18 protein-coding genes and 1 tRNA gene are annotated in these 16,674 nt (G+C 71.6%); 9 read left to right on the forward strand and 10 right to left on the reverse strand.

What is annotated here, in order from left to right:
* Positions 1-171: 171 nt before the first annotated feature.
* The 5 genes from thrC to ABTX62_RS07465 form a co-directional block, all read right to left on the reverse strand.
* Positions 172-1,230, reverse strand: coding sequence for a threonine synthase (gene thrC / locus ABTX62_RS07445; protein WP_283972399.1), 1,059 nt, complete (start codon positions 1,228-1,230; stop codon positions 172-174).
* A 6-nt stretch (positions 1,231-1,236) separates the two neighbouring features.
* Positions 1,237-2,529, reverse strand: coding sequence for a homoserine dehydrogenase (locus ABTX62_RS07450; RefSeq protein WP_352115286.1), 1,293 nt, complete (start codon positions 2,527-2,529; stop codon positions 1,237-1,239).
* Between the two features lie 154 nt (positions 2,530-2,683).
* Positions 2,684-4,075, reverse strand: a complete 1,392-nt coding sequence (gene lysA, locus ABTX62_RS07455) for a diaminopimelate decarboxylase (protein ID WP_352115287.1) — start codon at positions 4,073-4,075, stop codon at positions 2,684-2,686.
* 16 nt (positions 4,076-4,091) lie between these two features.
* Entirely contained in the window at positions 4,092-5,135 is a 1,044-nt protein-coding gene (gene nrtL / locus ABTX62_RS07460; RefSeq protein ID WP_352115288.1) for an ArgS-related anticodon-binding protein NrtL, read from the reverse strand.
* A gap of 104 nt (positions 5,136-5,239) precedes the next feature.
* On the reverse strand, positions 5,240-5,773 hold the full coding sequence (locus ABTX62_RS07465) for a response regulator (RefSeq protein ID WP_352115289.1): 534 nt from the start codon (positions 5,771-5,773) through the stop codon (positions 5,240-5,242).
* Positions 5,774-5,900: 127 nt separating this feature from the next.
* On the opposite strand from ABTX62_RS07465, the gene ABTX62_RS07470 reads away from it, so the two are divergent.
* Positions 5,901-5,972, forward strand: a tRNA-Arg gene (locus ABTX62_RS07470).
* Between the two features lie 35 nt (positions 5,973-6,007).
* Here the strand turns inward: ABTX62_RS07470 and ABTX62_RS07475 are convergent.
* Entirely contained in the window at positions 6,008-6,631 is a 624-nt protein-coding gene (locus tag ABTX62_RS07475; RefSeq protein ID WP_352115290.1) for a site-specific integrase, read from the reverse strand.
* A gap of 600 nt (positions 6,632-7,231) precedes the next feature.
* On the opposite strand from ABTX62_RS07475, the gene ABTX62_RS07480 reads away from it, so the two are divergent.
* Together ABTX62_RS07480 and ABTX62_RS07485 are read left to right on the forward strand one after the other, a co-directional pair.
* Positions 7,232-7,495 (forward strand): CopG family transcriptional regulator, encoded by a 264-nt coding sequence (locus tag ABTX62_RS07480; RefSeq protein ID WP_352115291.1) that lies wholly within the window; start codon positions 7,232-7,234, stop codon positions 7,493-7,495.
* Positions 7,492-7,905, forward strand: a complete 414-nt coding sequence (locus ABTX62_RS07485) for a PIN domain-containing protein (protein ID WP_352115292.1) — start codon at positions 7,492-7,494, stop codon at positions 7,903-7,905. The genes ABTX62_RS07480 and ABTX62_RS07485 overlap by 4 nt, the downstream gene beginning before the upstream one ends.
* Positions 7,906-8,166: 261 nt before the next feature.
* Here the strand turns inward: ABTX62_RS07485 and ABTX62_RS07490 are convergent, their stop codons facing one another.
* The gene (locus ABTX62_RS07490) at positions 8,167-8,319 is read right to left on the reverse strand and encodes a hypothetical protein (protein WP_352115293.1); all 153 of its coding nucleotides are present in this window, start codon (positions 8,317-8,319) and stop codon (positions 8,167-8,169) included.
* A 220-nt stretch (positions 8,320-8,539) separates the two neighbouring features.
* Here ABTX62_RS07490 and ABTX62_RS07495 point away from each other — a divergent pair, with 220 nt between their 5' ends.
* Positions 8,540-8,995, forward strand: coding sequence for an Asp23/Gls24 family envelope stress response protein (locus tag ABTX62_RS07495; RefSeq protein ID WP_352115294.1), 456 nt, complete (start codon positions 8,540-8,542; stop codon positions 8,993-8,995).
* A 381-nt stretch (positions 8,996-9,376) separates the two neighbouring features.
* Here ABTX62_RS07495 and ABTX62_RS07500 read toward each other — a convergent pair whose 3' ends face one another.
* Together ABTX62_RS07500 and ku are read right to left on the reverse strand one after the other, a co-directional pair.
* Complete coding sequence (locus tag ABTX62_RS07500; RefSeq protein ID WP_352115295.1) at positions 9,377-10,234, reverse strand: MBL fold metallo-hydrolase; 858 nt, start codon at positions 10,232-10,234, stop codon at positions 9,377-9,379.
* Between the two features lie 101 nt (positions 10,235-10,335).
* Positions 10,336-11,355, reverse strand: a complete 1,020-nt coding sequence (gene ku / locus ABTX62_RS07505; protein ID WP_502962340.1) for a non-homologous end joining protein Ku — start codon at positions 11,353-11,355, stop codon at positions 10,336-10,338.
* Between the two features lie 63 nt (positions 11,356-11,418).
* Between ku and ligD the strand changes: the two genes are divergently transcribed.
* Positions 11,419-12,300, forward strand: a complete 882-nt coding sequence (gene ligD / locus ABTX62_RS07510; RefSeq protein WP_352115296.1) for a non-homologous end-joining DNA ligase — start codon at positions 11,419-11,421, stop codon at positions 12,298-12,300.
* A gap of 157 nt (positions 12,301-12,457) precedes the next feature.
* Here ligD and ABTX62_RS07515 read toward each other — a convergent pair whose 3' ends face one another.
* On the reverse strand, positions 12,458-13,261 hold the full coding sequence (locus ABTX62_RS07515) for a nuclease-related domain-containing protein (RefSeq protein WP_352115297.1): 804 nt from the start codon (positions 13,259-13,261) through the stop codon (positions 12,458-12,460).
* 119 nt (positions 13,262-13,380) lie between these two features.
* Between ABTX62_RS07515 and ABTX62_RS07520 the strand changes: the two genes are divergently transcribed.
* The 4 genes from ABTX62_RS07520 (at position 13,381) to ABTX62_RS07535 (ending at position 16,638) form a co-directional block, all read left to right on the forward strand.
* On the forward strand, positions 13,381-13,884 hold the full coding sequence (locus ABTX62_RS07520; protein WP_352115298.1) for a protein-tyrosine phosphatase family protein: 504 nt from the start codon (positions 13,381-13,383) through the stop codon (positions 13,882-13,884).
* Positions 13,885-14,152: 268 nt separating this feature from the next.
* A complete protein-coding gene (locus ABTX62_RS07525) occupies positions 14,153-14,887 on the forward strand; it encodes a hypothetical protein (RefSeq protein WP_352115299.1) in 735 nt (244 codons plus the stop codon).
* On the forward strand, positions 14,884-16,131 hold the full coding sequence (locus ABTX62_RS07530; RefSeq protein WP_352115300.1) for an ATP-binding protein: 1,248 nt from the start codon (positions 14,884-14,886) through the stop codon (positions 16,129-16,131). Before ABTX62_RS07525 ends, ABTX62_RS07530 begins: the two co-directional genes overlap by 4 nt.
* Positions 16,132-16,245: 114 nt before the next feature.
* Positions 16,246-16,638: an SH3 domain-containing protein gene (locus ABTX62_RS07535; protein WP_352115301.1), complete on the forward strand. Its 393-nt coding sequence runs from the start codon at positions 16,246-16,248 to the stop codon at positions 16,636-16,638.
* Positions 16,639-16,674 lie beyond the last annotated feature (36 nt).

The raw sequence follows: 16,674 nt of genomic DNA on the forward strand, positions 1-16,674 counted from the left end.
TCAGTACAGCCTATCGAAGGAAGGTTCCGTGGCGACATAGGGCGCACAGGAGGCGCACGATGCGTGTCGTAAGCCCCCTGTGCACCCCCCGTAGGGAACCTCCCCCGGCGAGCGCCGTCTTACGCCGGACCGTGTCGGGCGCAGCACCGGCGCTCGGTGCATACCCGCACGTCAGGCCAGGCCGAGGCGCTCCGCCGCGGTCGCCGCGTCGACGGGTACGGTGACCGGCTGCGGGGCACCGGCGACGGCCCAGTCGGGGTCCTTCAGCCCGTTGCCGGTGACGGTGCACACGATGCGCTGCCCCGGGTCGACCTTGCCCTGCTCGGCCGCCTTCAGCAGACCGGCGACGGACGCGGCGGACGCCGGCTCGACGAAGACGCCCTCCTGCGACGCCAACAGCCGGTAGGCGCGCAGGATCTCACGATCCGTCACCTCGTCGATGGAACCGCCCGACTCGTCCCGCGCGGCGAGCGCGTACTGCCAGGAGGCCGGGTTGCCGATGCGGATGGCGGTGGCGATGGTCGAGGGGTCCTTGACGACCTCGCCGCGCACGATCGGGGCGCTGCCGGAGGCCTGGAAACCCCACATGCGGGGGGTCCGGGAGGCGATGCCGTCGGCGGCGTACTCCTTGTAGCCCTTCCAGTAGGCCGTGATGTTGCCCGCGTTGCCCACCGGCAGGACGTGGATGTCGGGCGCGTCACCGAGCATGTCCACGATCTCGAAAGCCGCCGTCTTCTGACCCTCGATACGTACCGGGTTGACGGAATTGACCAGTGCCACGGGGTAGTTGTCGCTCAGACCGCGCGCGAGCGTGAGGCAGTCGTCGAAGTTGCCGTCGACCTGGAGGATCTTCGCGCCGTGCACGAGGGCCTGGCCCATCTTGCCGAGCGCGATCTTGCCCTGCGGCACGAGCACGGCGCAGACCATCCCGGCCCGCACGGCGTACGCGGCGGCGGAGGCCGACGTGTTGCCGGTGGAGGCGCAGATGACGGCCTGCGCGCCCTCCTCCTTGGCCCGGGTGATGGCCATGGTCATACCGCGGTCCTTGAAGGAACCGGTCGGATTCGCGCCCTCCACCTTGAGGTGGACCTCGCAGCCCGTGCGCTCGGAGAGCACCTGCGCGGGCACGAGGGGCGTGCCGCCCTCACGGAGCGTCACGACCGGCGTGCTGTCGGATACCGGCAGCCGGTCCCGGTACTCCTCGATGATTCCGCGCCACTGGTGGGTCATTGCTGGTTACTCTCCTTCAACCCGCATGATGCTGGCGACACCACGCACGGTGTCGAGCTTGCGCAACGCCTCGACGGTCCCGGTGAGGGCGGCGTCGGACGCACGGTGCGTGACGACGACGAGGGAGGCCTCGCCGTCCTTCCCCGACTGGCGAACCGTATCGATCGAGACTCCGTGCTCGGCGAAGACGGTCGCGACCTGGGCGAGAACACCCGGTTTGTCGGCCACGTCGAGGCTGATGTGGTACCGCGTGACCACGTCACCCATCGGGGACACCCGCAGCGCGGCGTAGGCGGACTCGCCCGGTCCGGTCGTGCCGCTGAGCCGGTTGCGGCAGACGGCCACGAGGTCGCCCAGCACGGCCGAGGCGGTGGGGGAACCGCCTGCTCCGGGGCCGTAGAACATGAGCTGCCCGGCGGCGTCGGACTCGACGAACACGGCGTTGTAGGCGCCGCGGACGGAGGCCAGCGGATGGGTCAGCGGGATCATCGCGGGGTGCACCCGCGCGGTGACGGACTGCCCGTCCTCGGCCCGTTCGCAGATGGCGAGCAGCTTGATGGTGCAGCCCATCTCTTTCGCGGAGGCGAAGTCGGCCGCGGTCACCTCGGTCATGCCCTCGCGGTAGACGTCGTCGAGGCGCACGCGCGTGTGGAAGGCGATGCCGGCCAGGATCGCGGCCTTGGCGGCGGCGTCGAACCCCTCGACGTCGGCGGTCGGGTCGGCCTCCGCGTAGCCCAGGGCGGTGGCCTCGTCGAGAGCCTCCTGGTACCCGGCGCCCGTCGAGTCCATCTTGTCGAGGATGAAGTTGGTGGTCCCGTTGACGATGCCCATCACCCGGTTGATCTTGTCGCCGGCGAGGGACTCGCGCAGCGGCCGGATCAGCGGGATGGCGCCGGCGACGGCGGCCTCGTAGTAGAGGTCCTTGTCGTGCTGCCCGGCGACGGCGTGCAGGGCGGCCCCGTCCTGGGCGAGCAGCGCCTTGTTGGCGGAGACCACGGAGGCGCCGTGCTCGAAGGCGGTGGTGATGAGGCCGCGGGCGGGCTCGATGCCGCCGATGACCTCGATCACGACGTCGATGTCGCCGCGTTTGACGAGGGCGGTGGCGTCGGTGGTGACGAGCTCGGGAGCGATGCCCTCACGCACCTTGTCGGGCCGCCGTACGGCCACGCCCGCGAGTTCCACCGGGGCCCCGATCCGGGCCGTGAGGTCGTCGGCGTGCGTCGTCATGATGCGCGCCACCTCTGAGCCGACCACTCCACAGCCCAGCAGCGCCACCTTCAGCGGACGCGTACGCATCATCCGACCTCGTTTCCTCTTCACCGTCTACGGTGCCACCAGTCTCACTCACCGGACGGGGGTTTCTGCCCCCGGTCCGGATCGTGAGACATCAATTTCATTTCGCGGGGGCGCCAGGCAGGAGATCTTCCGCTGCCCGTCGCCCAGGCCTGCTCGCTCAGCCGACGTCGAGACGCAGCAGGTCCTCCTCCGTCTCCCGGCGGACGATCACCCGGGCCTCACCACCGTCGACGGCGACGACCGGCGGGCGGAGCACGTGGTTGTAGTTGCTGGCCATCGACCGGCAGTACGCGCCGGTGGCCGGTACCGCGACGAGGTCACCCGGCGCCAGGTCGGACGGCAGGAACGCGTCCTTGACCACGATGTCCCCGCTCTCGCAGTGCTTGCCGACGACGCGGGCCAGCATCGGCTCGGCGTCCGAGGTGCGGGAGACCAGCGCGACGCTGTACTCGGCGTCGTACAGGGCGGTGCGGATGTTGTCCGACATGCCGCCGTCGACGGACACGTAGGTGCGCAGCCCGTCGAGGGGCTTGACGGTGCCGACCTCGTACAGCGTGAACGCGGTCGGCCCGACGATGGCCCGCCCCGGCTCGACGGAGATACGGGGCGTGCGGAGCCTGGCGGCCTCGCACTCGCGCGTGACGATCTCGGTGAGCGCCTTCGCGATCTCGTGCGGCTCGCGCGGGTCGTCGTCACTCGTGTACGCGATGCCGAGACCGCCGCCGAGGTCGATCTCGGGCAACTCGACGCCGTGCTCGTCGCGGACGGCCTTCAGCAGCGAGACCACCCGGTGGGCGGCGACCTCGAACCCGGACATGTCGAAGATCTGCGACCCGATGTGGCTGTGGATGCCGACGAGCTCCAGACCGTCGAGCTGCAGCGCCCGCCGCACGGCCTCGGCGGCCTGCCCGCCGGCCAGCGGAATGCCGAACTTCTGGTCCTCGTGGGCCGTGGCGATGAACTCGTGGGTGTGCGCCTCGACACCGACGGTGATCCGGATGAGCACCTTCTGCCGCTTCCCGAGACCCTGCGCGATGTGGGCGACGCGCACGATCTCCTGAAAGGAGTCGAGCACGATGTGCCCCACACCGGCCTCGACGGCCCGGGTGATCTCGTCGACGGACTTGTTGTTGCCGTGGAAGGCGATGCGCTCGGCGGGCATGCCGGCGGACAGGGCGGTGGTCAGCTCACCGCCGGAGCAGACGTCGACGTTCAGCCCTTCCTCGTCGAGCCAGCGCACGACGGCACGGCAGAGGAACGCCTTGCCGGCGTAGAACACGTCGGCGTCGGCCCCGAAGGCGGTGCGCCAGGCACGCGCGCGAGCCCGGAAGTCGGCCTCGTCCAGGACGTAGGCGGGGGTGCCGAACTCCTCGGCGAGCCGGGTGACGGGAATCCCGCCGACGGTCACGACACCGTCCTCGTCACGCGCCACGGTCTGGGCCCACACCTTGGCGTCCAGCGCGTTGAGGTCGGCGGGCGGAGCGGAGTAGTGGCCCTCGGGCAGGACATCGGCGTGACGGGGCCCGGCGGGGTGTGCGGAACGGCTCATGATCTGTACGTGTCTCTCAGAGATGGTCGGGAGCGTCGATGCCGAGCAGGGACAGGCCGCCGGCCAGCACCGTCCCGGCGGCTTCGGCGAGCGCGAGCCGGGCACGGTGGGCGGCCGAGGGTTTCTCCTCACCGAGGGGCAGCACGGTGGAGAACAGGGGCATCGCGGCATCGGCGACAGCGAGGAGGTGCCGGGCCAGGCGGTCGGGGGTGTGATGCGTGGCGGTGGCGGCGAGCACGCGGGGATGATCGCCGAGTACGGCGAGCAGCGCTTCCGCTTCGCTCACGGGACCGGGCTCGGGGTGGAAGCCGAGGTCGGCGGCGTTGCGCAGGAGGGCCCGGGTGCGGGCGTGGGCGTACCGGACGCGGAAGAGGGGATTGCTCTCCCGCTGGACGAGGTGATCCCCGGGGATCCGGGGCCGGTCGTAGGCGGCGGGGTACAGCAGAGCCCAGCGGCCGGCGTCCCGACCGAGGGGCAGAGGGTCGGCGGGGGCGGGCGCGGGGCGGACGGCGACGTACCGGTCGGCGGCACCCGGCCCGCGGGTGGTGACATCCGCCCCGAGGACGGACTCCCACTCCGGGGACGGCCGGCCCTCGCACTCGACACGGACGAAGTCGCCCTGGCTGCGCAGCACGCGGGTCACGGCGTCCGCGATCACGACGGCACGCACCTCGGCCGGGCAGCGGAGCCGGACGGCGGTCCCGCTGAACCCGGTCGTCGCGTGTCCGTACCGCCGGCCGCGCCGCAGGATCTCCTCGACGAGGTCGGCGGAGGCGGTGCCGCGCAAGCTGAGGTTGAGGAAGCCGGGCCCGGTGACGACGACGTCGGTGAACCGCTGCTCGCCGAGGAGCCGGGCCCGCAGGATCTCGGCCACGTCACGCGGCGGCCGCCCTGCCGCGCGGGCCAGCCGGAGGGCGATGTTGGTGGCGTAGTCGCCGCAGCCCCCGGGCCCCGGCGGAGCCACCACGGCCCGCTCCGGCACGGTCACGCTGAGCTCACCCGCGTCGACAGCGCAACGCACGGCGTGCAGCACGGTGCGGGAGAGCTCGGCGGGGGTCACGGGACAAGCGTATGGGAGGAAGGGGGTGGGTATGCGAGCCGGTTTCCGTACGGTCCGGGATGTGGACGCGGTGCCTGTTCAACGGCTGATCACGAGTCACTCGCCTACGGCACGGCGGGTAGATCCACTTCCTTGGTCTGTTCGTCGGCTTCCCTCGCACGTTCCTTCGCCTGACCCTGTGCCCGCACACCACCGCGCTGCCGGCCCTCGCTCCGGGCCCGCTCCACCAACAGCAGCACCATGCGGACCAGTTCGGCGGGCTCGAAGGGCTTGGCGAGGAAGGCGTCGACGCCCACTTGGAGACCGGCCTCGACCTCGTGATGGCCACAGGCGCTGACGATGGCGAGGGGCATGTCGCGGGTCCGCGGATCGGCCCGGAGGCGAGCGGCCGTCCGGATCCCGTCCAGCCGGGGCATGACGACGTCGAGGGTCACGACATCGGGCCGCACCTGATGAACGACATCAAGACACTCGGCACCATCGGCCGCGGTCACCACCTCAAGCCCCTCAAGCTCGAGGTTGACCCTGATCAACTGCCGGATGACCTTGTTGTCGTCCACAACAAGCACCCGGCCCGACGCGCCTGGCACAACTCGAGAGTAGGTCGGCCCCGGCCGTCGCGTCCCGGTTTTCCCCACTTCCACCCCGCACGAACGACCCGCACGCCCGCCCCGACCCCCGCGCCCGACAGCGGAAACCCGTTCATGACCACCCCGAGGGAGCTGGTAGTGTTCTACCCGTCGCCGCGAGCAACGCGACGAACACGCCCCCGTAGCTCAGGGGATAGAGCAACGGCCTCCGGAGCCGTGTGCGCAGGTTCGAATCCTGCCGGGGGCACTCCGGATCAAGGCGCTGAACTGCAGAAATGCAGATCAGCGCCTTTCTTGTGCATGCCAAAACCGCAACGGCCAACCTGTTCGTGATCGCCCGACGCCCTGGGCACGCTGACCTGAGGCTTCACGACACCGAATCGGTGAATGCCCATTTGTCCGGCACTTGACGTATCGGGTCATGAGGACCTCAACACTGTTGCCGGCGCGTTCGGCGACCTCGGTGGGATTCGCTCCGGCATTCAGCCAGGTAGGCAGGACCGAGTGGCGGAGGTCGTACGGGCGGGCCGCGAGCGGCGAGTCCGCCACATCGGGCGGGAGGGCAAGGGCACGGGCTTCATGCCAGACCCCGTAGTGGGTGTTGGAGCGTACGATGCCGCCGTGCTCGTTGAAGAACAGCTGTCCGTCCTCCGCAGTGCCGAAGGTCTGGATGCTCTCCCGCCACAGCACCACCAGCTCGGGCGGCAGCGGCACCGGTCGGGTCCCGCCCGGCTGGCGGCTCTTCAGACCGCGCTCGCCGTGGAGACGTCCGGTGTCGGTCCACTTCTTGCCCGCCAGGGGCCGAGTGACGTGCAGGATCGCCCTGCCCCAACCCTCCGTAAGCAGAACGCAGTCCGGCAGGGACACTGCAACCACCTCCGCAGGCCGCAGGCCGGCGTAGTACATGCCAGCGAACGAGCCGGCCAACCGCCGTTCGCGGGAACGCCGGTAGCCACGACGCAGGAGAGAGCGCACAACAGGTAGCGCGCCTGGGTGGGGTTGGCGACTACCCCCGTGGATCGGCCTGCTTTACGGTCTTGGCGAGTCGCCAGTTGATGGGGGGGGGCCACGGGTCGGTGCGGCGTCCGCCCCGCTCGATCGCGTACCGTGCCGCGTTCACGAGGGGCATGCGCTTGTGTCCCTGGGGCTCGGCGGCTGCGATCGTTCCGTCCTGTTTCGGCTACGGGGCTTGCATCACCGCCCGCATGACGACCGGGTAGGTCGGCCAAGGGGCGTGACGTCCACTCCCCCAGCGCGGAGCAAGCCGCACACCGGCGGGCGCCATACGCGGCTCCGGCCGGAGCATGACGAACGCCCAGTCCCGCAGCGCCGGCCGCAGCAACTCGTCATCGGGTCGGCCTCGTACGTTTCGGAGCATCGCCTGGGTGATCGCGCACAGTGCGTCGTCGATCTCGTTGCGGGTTTTCGCCGCGACCTGCGGCCAGCGCGTCTCCAGTAGCCGAGGGCTCCGACCCACAAAGGGGGATGCGAGGTAGGATAAGTGGCATGAGTGAGCCTACCGGCAAGTACTCGATCACTATGCCGCGCGACATCGCCGAAGCCGCCAAGGCCCGCAGCGGCCCCTCCGGGCTGTCCGCCTATGTGGCCGCCGCCGTGGCCCGTCAGATCGAACGCGACAATCTGAACGAGCTCATCCAGGTCGCCGAGGCCGAGCACGGTCCCGTCACGGACGAGGAGATCCAGGCTCTCCGCGACCAGCTGCACCAGGCGCGATCGGAGCAGACACCCGACGGGGCGAACGTCGCGTGACCCGCTCTCCCGCCGTCCCCGGTGGCACCCTCGTCCTGGACAGCGAAGGGCTGGCCAAGGCCGTGCTGCGCGATCGCACAGTCACCGGCTGGCTCGCCCTCGCACGCGCCGACGACCTGCGAGTGATCACCTCTGCGGCAACCCTCGTCGAGGTGGTCCACCCCCGGATCAACCGGCCGGCCCTGGAGTGGACACTGCCCCGCCTTGTCGTCGAACCGGTCACCGAACCCATCGCCCGCCACGCCGCCGCCCTCCTCGCCGACGCCGGCCTGCACGGCCACAAATACGCTGTCGACGCCATGCTCAGCGCCGTCGCCCTCGCCGCCCCCGCCCCAGTCACGATCCTGACCTCCGACCCGGAGGACCTCACCGCCCTCTGCGGTGGAGGCGCCACCGTCATCAAGATTTGACCGGCACCCCGGGGGTCACCGACGAGGATTCGACGGTGTAGCGACGCTCGTGAGATCCATGGCGGGACAGGCCGCATCAGCCCGTACACGGTTCACTCATGCGCATCCACGTTGCACTCGGCGCTGAGCGAGTGCGTCGGGGTGGTCGCGGCGGACGTCGAACCGGACTGGCCAGGCGGTGCCGTCCGGATCACCGGGTGGACCGTAGGGACCCACGCGGCGCATGCCCTCCTGCACGAGGGGACGCGCCGCGGCGTTCGCTCAGGCGCAGAGGTTCCGGCCGTTGCAGTCCCGGAACGCGTCCTTGGTCGCCGGTCCGGCGATCCCGTCGAGCGGGCGTCGGCCGACGGCGAACGCGAGTGCTTCGAGGCCCGCGTGAGCGGGGGCCGCCGCCACGACCCGGCCCGTCCTCACCTCAGTAGCCTCAGGCCCTCGCGACTAGCTTCCACACTGCCTTTCCAACCTGCTTCGGCAGCTTGCCGCCCGTCTGCGGCAGCGTCGCCGTGCTCTCGGCCCCGGGGAGGGTGGCGCCCGCAAAGGAACGCGACGGCACTTTCGCCCCATACGCACCATTGTTCTACCGTGGAAGAGAACGATGCTGCTCATCCCCTCACCGATCATCGAGGTGACGGTCATGACGGAGACCACTCAGCGCAAGAACGAATCTCAGGACGGAGCGGCTGCTCCCGGCGCCCGGGGAAGCACCTCCATCGCGGATCCGGTCGTCGCGAAGATCGCGGGCATGGCGGCCCGGGAGATTCCCGAGGTGCACCACCTCGGTGGCGGCATGTCCAAGGCCTTCGGGGCTGTGCGTCAGCGGGTGCCGGGCGGAGGCGGGGGCGGTGGGGTCACCCAGGGGGTCAAGGTGGAGGTCGGGGAGCGTCAGGCTGCCGTTGATCTCGACTTGGTCGTCGAGTACGGCGCGGCCATCACCGACACCGCCGCCGATGTCCGGACCAACGTCATCAACGCGGTGGAGCGGATGACCGGTCTCGACGTCGTGGAGGTCAACATCGCCGTCGGCGACGTGCATCTGCCGGATGACGAGGAAGAGGACGAGACCGAGCAGGAGGGACGGCGGGTGGCCTGAGCGCTTGAGGGCCGACGGGTGACCGAAGGGCCACCGGGTGACCGGAGCGACCGGAGGGCCAGCGGGCGACAGGAGCGACCGGAGGGCCAGCAGGGGACCGGAGCGCCAGCGGGCGACCGGAGCGACCGGAGGGCCAGCAGGTGACCGGAGCGCCAGCAGGCGACCGGAGCGACCGGAGGGCCAGCAGGGGACGGAGCGCCAGCGGGCGACCGGAGCGACCGGAGGGCCAGCAGGGGACGGAGCGCCAGCGGGCGACCGGAGCGACCGGAGGGCCAGCAGGGGACCGGAGCGCCAGCAGGCGACCGGAGCGACCGGAGGGCCAGCAGGTGACCGGAGGGCCGCGGAAAGCCAGAAGGGCCGGAGGGCGCCGGAAGGCCGGGGTCAGTGGACCTTCGGGGGCTCCCCGGGAGCGCACGGCACGCGGGCGTGTCCGCCGTGGCCGCAGTGGACGACTCGTTCGCCGAGGCCGATGCGATCGGCCTCGGCCAGGAACGCGGACAGGGGTGAGCGCATCACCGTGTAGTCCCCGTAGTGGACGGGCAGCACGAGCCGGGGGGCGAGGCGGCGGGCCAGTTCGGCGCCCTGGCGGCCGTCCATGGTCACGACGAAGCCGCCGGGCAGGCGGGTGCCGCCGAGGTGGAGGACGGCGAGATCGGCGGACGGGAAGCGTTCGGTGATCTCGTCGAGGCCGTCGTACAGGAGCGTGTCGCCCGACAGGTAGAGCCGCATGCGGGGCGGTCCCCCGGCGGGGCCGAACTCCAGCATGCTTCCCATCACCGGCGGCAGCATCCTGCGCAGTAGGGCGTGGCCTGCGTGCCGGCCCGGCAGGGCGGTGATCGTGACCTGGGCTCCGTCCCGCTGGAGGGTGAGCGCCTTCCAGGTGCGCAGTCCCGCCGTGCGGTGGAATCCGTGCACCACCCTCAGGCGGCGGGCCGCGTGCGGTGTGGTCAGGATCGGCACGGTGTGATCCAGGTGCCGGCGTGCACGGCGGTCCCAGTGGTCGCCGTGCAGGTGGGACAGCACGATTCCGTCGAGGCGTGGCAGCTCGTGGACGTCGAGGGCCGGTTCGGTCAGACGGCGGCTCAGCAGGCCGTAGCCGAGGTAGGCGTACTGCCCGCGGTGCAGGAAGTTCGGGTCGGTGAGCAGGGTGAGCGGGCCGTACGACAGCAGCACCGTCGCGTTGCCGATGAAGTGGATGTCGATCGCGTCGTCGGTGTGGTGGTCCGGGCGCTGCGGCATGGTGCCCCTCCGGTCTCCCCCTCCGGTCTCCCCCTGCGGTCTCGCCCGGCGGTGGTGTGCGCCTCTCCCTTCGAGGCGGAGTACCCCGTTGAGCGAGGAGGTCAGGCCGAGCGTTTGCGGGACGCCGACTTCTTCGCCGTCGTCTTCTTCGCGGTGTTCTTCGACGTCGTCTTCTTGGCCGTCCCCTGGCCCGACTTGGCCGTCGACTTCTTCGCCGCCGTGGTCTTCTTGGCCGCCGTCTTCTTCGCGGTGGACGTCGACTTCTTGCCGCCGCTCTCCTTGGGGGCCGCGCGGGCCGTCTTGCGTTGCGGGAGCGACTTGACCTCCGCGTGCTCGCCCTCCTCGCCCCGGGACTCGCGGGCCGCGCGGACGCTGCTCTCCAGGGCCGCCATCAGGTCCAGGACCTTGCCGCCCGTGGCCGGTTCGGGGGACTGAGGCGGGGCCTCACCGGCGGCCTTGGCGGCGATGACCTCCTCCACGGCCTCGCGGTACTCGTCGTGCAGGTCCTCCAGGTCGACTTCGCCGAGGGTGTCCATCAGCGCGTCCGCCAGGTCGAGTTCCTGGTCCCGGATGGTGACGTTGGTGTCGGGGGCCAAGCCCTCGGGGGCGCGGACCTCGTCCGGCCAGAGCAGGCCGTGCATGGCGATGGCCTCGCCGACGACCCTGAGCATGCCCAGGCGTTCCCTGCCGCGCAGGGCGAACTTGGCGATCGCCACCTTGTTGCTGCGCTTCAGCGCCTCGCGCAGCAGGGTGTACGGCTTCGCCGCCGGGGTGCCGCCGGCCTGGAGGTAGTAGGCGGCGTCCATCTGGAGCGGGTCGATCCGGTCGGCCGGGACGAAGGCGACGATCTCGATCGTCTTGGCCGTCGGGAGGGGGAGGCTGGACAGGTCTTCCTCGGTGATCGGGATGATCGTGCCGTCCGCGTCCTCGTAGCCCTTGCCGATCTCCCCCTGGGTGACCTCGCGGTCCTCCAGTTCGCAGAATTTGCGGTAGCGGATGCGACCGCCGTCCTCGGTGTGGATCTGGCGGAAGGAGATCGAGTGGCTCTCGGTCGCGTTGACCAGCTTGATCGGAATGCTGACCAGGCCGAACGAGATGGCGCCGTTCCAAATGGATCTCACGTGCAGCACCCTTCCGGTCACGCTCGGGAGTGTTCGTCACGGTTTGCGTGGGATTCTTATCGTATGGCGCCCATCACAGAGGTGGAGGGGCGACGGCTCCCTCTCAGCAACCTGGAGAAGGTGCTGTATCCCGCCACCGGCTTCACCAAGGGCGAGGTGCTGCACTACTACGCGACCGTCGCCGAGGTCCTGCTGCCCCATCTGCGTGACCGGGCGGTGTCCTTCCTGCGGTACCCGGACGGACCGGACGGGCAGGTGTTCTTCACCAAGAACGTGCCGCCGGGTACGCCCGAGTGGGTCACCACCGCCGAGGTGCCTCGGGTGGAGGGGCCCTCGCGGATGGTCCTGGTGCAGGATCTGCCGAGCCTGATGTGGTCGGCGAACCTCGTCACCGAGTTCCACACCCACCAGTGGCTCGTCGATACGCCGAACGAGGCCGACCGGATCGTCTTCGACCTCGATCCGGGGGCGCCGGCGAGCATCGTGCAGTGCTGCGAGGTGGCGCTCTGGCTGCGGGAACGGCTCGCGCGGGACGGCATCGAGACCTACGCCAAGACCTCCGGCTCGAAGGGGCTGCACCTGCTCGCCGCCGTGCGCGGGTCGTCCTCCGAGCGGGTGTCCGAGTACGCCAAGGCGCTCGCGGTCGAGGCCGAGAAGGCCATGCCCCGGCTCGCGCTCCACCGGATGACCAGGAGCCTGCGGCCCGGGAAGGTCTTCGTCGACTGGAGCCAGAACGCCGCCCGCAAGACGACGGCGACCCCCTACACGCTCCGGGCCCGCGCCGAACCGACCGTCTCGGCGCCGGTGACCTGGGCGGAGATCGAGGAGTGCCACGCGCCGGGGCGGCTGGACTTCCGTGCCGGGGACATCGCCCCGCGGGTGCAGGACTACGGCGACCTGCTCGCTCCGCTGCTGGACGCGGACGCGGCCGGGACCCTGCCGTAGCGGCACAGGCGGTGGGGAGGGGCGCGGCGTCAGCCGGAGACCGGGAGGCCTTGGGGCCAGGGAGCCGCGACCCGCACGGGGCGGCGCCGTGCATCGCCCCGGCGTGGAGGGCGCCTGCGTCACTACGCGGTCGGGCTGCCCGCGTCCCTCTGTTCCCTCACACCCGTGCCCACGTGTTCCGGTCCCGGGCCATGGCGTGCAGGGCCTCCACATCCGCCGGTTTCAGGATCCCGCCCCGGTGGGCCAGTGCCTCCACCTCCGTGGCCGTCAGGACCTGGACCGCTCGTGGGGCGGTCGGGACGGACACCCCCGCCGGATCCACCAGGACGAGTACCGGGCGGACCTCCGCCGTCAGGGCGTAGGAGGCGCGGTCGGCGTCGGTGCGCAGGCGGCGGAGCAGCGGGTCGGGATCGTGGCGGCCCACCGCGATCACGGGGTCGGTGATCCGGACGCGCTGCTTGCGGGCGTAGAGGGTGTGGACGGCGTAGAGGCCGCCGGGGCCGATCAGCAGGTGGTGGATGCGGTCGCCGCCGGGGAGCGGCACGGAGTGCAGGGCGTGCCAGCCCGCGCCGTCGAGGCCGTCCAGGGCGTCGCCGACCGTCTGCTCGGCCGCCAGGGCCCTGCGGCGCGGGTCGGGGCGCAGCCGGTGGTTCGGGCCGGGGTCGCGGTCGAGGGCGACGAGGAGGGCCTCGCCGGGGCGGTTGGGGGCCAGGTCGTCGTCGGGGTGGAGGGCGAGTCGGGCCAGTTCGGCGGGGGTCGGCACGGGGGGCGGTCCCACCGTCACCTGGCCGGTGAGGAAGGGCCTGAGCGCCCGCAGGACCTCGTCCTCGTGGTCCTGGCCCAGCAGGTTCACCCGGGCCGCCTCACGGTCGTACCAGGCGATGTTCCTGCCGTCCGGGAGGCAGACGTAGAGCCACTCCCGGCCGTGCCGCCAGGTCGGTATGACGCGCAGTCCGTTCATGCACCATCACCCCAGTCCATGGGAACAGGCGGGGTGCTGCGGGGGCAAGAAGCCAGTTACCTTTGAGAGGAGTTGGGCCTGCCCGCGGACCCTCGGGCGGTGATGGTGGGGAGGCGCCGTTGCGTGCCCGCAGTAAAGCCGACGTACCCGCTCCGGAGAGCCCCTGGAGCGAGGTCGTCCCAGGGCTCTGGATGGGCGGTCACGAGTTCACGGGGGCCTTGGGGCATCTGGAGTTCGCCGTCGTGCGCGACGAATTCGATCTCGTGCAGACGCTGCTGCGGCTGCCGGGGCACGGGCCGGATCCGGGTGTGCGGCACCATGTGTGGCCCATCCCCGACGGGCCGCTGGACGGGACGCAGCTCGCCGGTGTGATCCGGCTGGCCGAGGCCGCGTGTGAGGCACTGGACGAGGGCCGCAGGGTCCTCGTCCGCTGCTACCACGGGTACAACCGCTCCGGCCTCGTCGTCGCGCACGCGCTGATGCGCCAGGGCAGCTCCGCCGAGGCGGCGATCCGGCTGATCCGGGCCCGCCGGTCGCCCTGGGCGCTGCACAACGACCTGTTCGTCGCGTACCTGAGGGCCGGGCTGGCCACGGCCCGGCTGCTGGAGGAGCTGACCGAGTAAAGCGGACCACACGAGCTCACCGAGCGGCGGCGACCGCGGCGCCGACCGGGACCACACAAGCTCACCGAGCAGCTCGCACCACACGGCCACACGGCCACACGGCCGCGCGGCCGCGCGGCTGCGGCTGCGGCTGCGGCTGTCGCGAACGGTCGCCCTCTCGCGCAAATGGGACTTCCCCGCGAATAAGGTGTACGCGGCCGACGGTCGCGTCCGTCGTGTGTCCGCCCGTGTGTCCGCCGCGTCATCCCCACGAACCGCCAGGAGTGCAGTGCCCCTCACCCGCCCCGGACGGGCCGCCCGTCGCCTCTCCGTCGTCGCCCTCGTGCTGGCCACCGCCGTGGGCTGCGAGGACGCCGGCGGTCTGGAGGGCGCGGGGTCGGCCCCGACGGCGCGGGGGCCTGCCAGGCTCTGGCCGGAGCTGACCCCGGCGTCCAGCCCGGCCTTCGAGATCGGCGAGGTGAACACGGAGGTGGTCGAGGGGGTGAAGGTCCCCGGCGACGACATCCGCCGGGTCGACCCGGTCGCGATCGTCCGGGCCGAGATCGCCGGGAACCCGGGCGACTACGACGGCGACAAGGCGCCCTACCGCGGCACGAGGCGCCAGATGGCCGACTGTGCGAAGGGCCCGGGGCACGGGAAGTGCCCGGTGCTCAGGCCGTACTACCGGGACCTGACCGGCGACGGGCACGACGACCTGACGCTGGGTTTCCCCTTGCTCCCGGGCAGCACGACCGCGGTGCGCGTCTACACCGTCGAGAGGCACCGGCTGGTGCAGGTGATGGCGTGGGAGGACGCGCTCAGCGGTGTCGAGCTGGCCGGGCGTTCCCTGGTCATCCGCTCGCCGTCCGAGGTGGCGGGGTACGAGTACCGCCTGCAGTGGACCTGGGACCGGGACCAGCGGGCCATGCTGCTGACCCACGACGAGATGCTGCGCACCGGTCCGCGCACGCACCCCCCGCGCCGTCCGGCCCCCACCGTCTCCCCCTCGGCGAGTGGCGGATGAGGCCCCTGCTCCCCCCGTGGTCCGGGACGCTCGCCGCGAAGGCCGCCGCCTTCATCACGGTGATGTGCTGCGCTCTCGCGGCGCTGCTCGGCGTCCTGGTCCATGTGCAGGTGACGAACCAGACGGTCGGCCAGGCCCGTGACCAGGCGTTGCAGCGGCTGACGCAGGCGACGGAGCGGTACGAGGCCGGGGACACGCTCCGGCGGGGTGCCGGGGTGGATCCGCCGGGACTGCCCGGTGAGCTGCGGGAGCTGGCGGTGGCGGGGAACCGCGGCACGATGGTCGCCGAGCGCGCGGGGCGCCCCGCGATGTGGGCGGCGGCTCCCGTGGACGGCGGCCGGGCGCTGGCCGTGGCGGTCGACTACTCACAGCAGGCCCGCACGATCGACGGCCTCGACCGGGCGATCGTGTGGTCGTCGGGCCTGGCGATCGGGGTGACGCTGCTGGTCGGGGCGTTCGCGGTGACGCGGGTGACGCGGCGGCTGCACACCACGGCGCTGGTGGCCCGGCGGATCAGCGCGGGCGACCTGGACGCCCGCGTGAACGACCCCCGCTCGGGCCCGCGCACGAAGTCCGGTCCGCCGGACGAGGTGGCCGCGGTCGCCGCCGCGCTGGACTCCATGGCGGCCTCGCTCCAGGGCAAGCTGCTCGCCGAGCAACGGTTCACGGCGGATGTCGCGCATGAGCTGCGCACACCGCTGACCGGCCTGCACGCGGCGGCCGAACTGCTGCCGCCGAGCCGTCCGACGGAGCTGGTCCGGGACCGGGTGGCGGCGCTGCGCACCCTCACCGAGGACCTGCTGGAGATCTCCCGGCTGGACACCGGGCGGGAGCGGGTGGAGCTGGACACCGAGCAGTTGGGGCCGCTGGCCGAGCGTGCGGTGCGGGCGGCGGGGGACGGCACGGAGGTCAGGGTCGTACGGGATGTGGCGGTGGAGACGGACCGGCGGCGGCTGGAGCGGGTGCTGGGCAATCTCGTCGCGAACGCCCACAAGCACGGGCGGGGGCCGGTGGTGGTGACCGTGGACGGGCCGGTGGTGACCGTCCGGGATCACGGGGACGGGTTTCCGGAGTACCTCGTCGCGCACGGGCCACAGCGGTTCCGCACGGAGGGCGGCACGCGGGGGCACGGGCTGGGGCTGACCATCGCGTCGGGGCAGGCCGAGGTGCTGGGGGCGCGGCTGGAGTTCGCGAACGCGCCGGAGGGCGGGGCGGTGGCCACCCTGAGACTGGCGGCGGAGTGAGGGTTCGGGGCACGTCCTCCTATGGCCCAGTGTGAGGGGCGGCGCCCACCGGGCGCTCCTAATGTGGCGATTGGTCAGCTTCGGCCATTCCGCCCCCACATGGAGGTATCTCCCATGTCCCTGCGTTTCCGCATCTGCATAGCCGCTGCCGCCGGACTCCTCGCCGCCGCGGCCGCCGTCACGCCCGCCGCCGCGTACGACGACTGGGACCCGAGCGGCGGCAACGGCAACAGCCACCACGACCCCAGCGGCGGGAACGGGCACCACGACCCGAGCCTCTACAAGGGGGTCGTCACGGCGGACACCCTGGCGCTGCGCAGCGCCCCGAACCGCGGTTCGCAGATCATCCGCTACGCCCACCGGGGGGACGTCGTCAGGATCTACTGCAAGACGGGCGGCGAGACCGTCCAGGGCAATCCGCTCTGGTACCTCCTGGCGGACGGCACCTGGGCCTGGGGCGCGGCCCGGTACATCGACACCGTCGGCCCTGCCCCGCGTCGGTGCTGACAACCTGTCACCCAAAGGCAGATAAGACGCCCGGTT

This window comes from Streptomyces sp. NPDC096046 (genome assembly GCF_040303285.1).
In the GTDB taxonomy this organism is placed as follows: Bacteria; Actinomycetota; Actinomycetes; order Streptomycetales; family Streptomycetaceae; genus Streptomyces.

What these genes read in the sequence shown, in the direction of transcription:
- thrC (WP_283972399.1), bottom strand. Translation starts at nt 1,230, where the DNA reads ATGACCCACCAGTGGCGCGGAATCATCGAGGAGTACCGGGACCGGCTG.
- ABTX62_RS07450 (WP_352115286.1), bottom strand. Translation starts at nt 2,529, where the DNA reads ATGATGCGTACGCGTCCGCTGAAGGTGGCGCTGCTGGGCTGTGGAGTG.
- lysA (WP_352115287.1), bottom strand. Translation starts at nt 4,075, where the DNA reads ATGAGCCGTTCCGCACACCCCGCCGGGCCCCGTCACGCCGATGTCCTG.
- ABTX62_RS07475 (WP_352115290.1), bottom strand. Translation starts at nt 6,631, where the DNA reads ATGTACTACGCCGGCCTGCGGCCTGCGGAGGTGGTTGCAGTGTCCCTG.
- ABTX62_RS07480 (WP_352115291.1), top strand. Translation starts at nt 7,232, where the DNA reads ATGAGTGAGCCTACCGGCAAGTACTCGATCACTATGCCGCGCGACATC.
- ABTX62_RS07495 (WP_352115294.1), top strand. Translation starts at nt 8,540, where the DNA reads ATGACGGAGACCACTCAGCGCAAGAACGAATCTCAGGACGGAGCGGCT.
- ABTX62_RS07500 (WP_352115295.1), bottom strand. Translation starts at nt 10,234, where the DNA reads ATGCCGCAGCGCCCGGACCACCACACCGACGACGCGATCGACATCCAC.
- ligD (WP_352115296.1), top strand. Translation starts at nt 11,419, where the DNA reads ATGGCGCCCATCACAGAGGTGGAGGGGCGACGGCTCCCTCTCAGCAAC.
- ABTX62_RS07515 (WP_352115297.1), bottom strand. Translation starts at nt 13,261, where the DNA reads ATGAACGGACTGCGCGTCATACCGACCTGGCGGCACGGCCGGGAGTGG.
- ABTX62_RS07530 (WP_352115300.1), top strand. Translation starts at nt 14,884, where the DNA reads ATGAGGCCCCTGCTCCCCCCGTGGTCCGGGACGCTCGCCGCGAAGGCC.
- ABTX62_RS07535 (WP_352115301.1), top strand. Translation starts at nt 16,246, where the DNA reads ATGTCCCTGCGTTTCCGCATCTGCATAGCCGCTGCCGCCGGACTCCTC.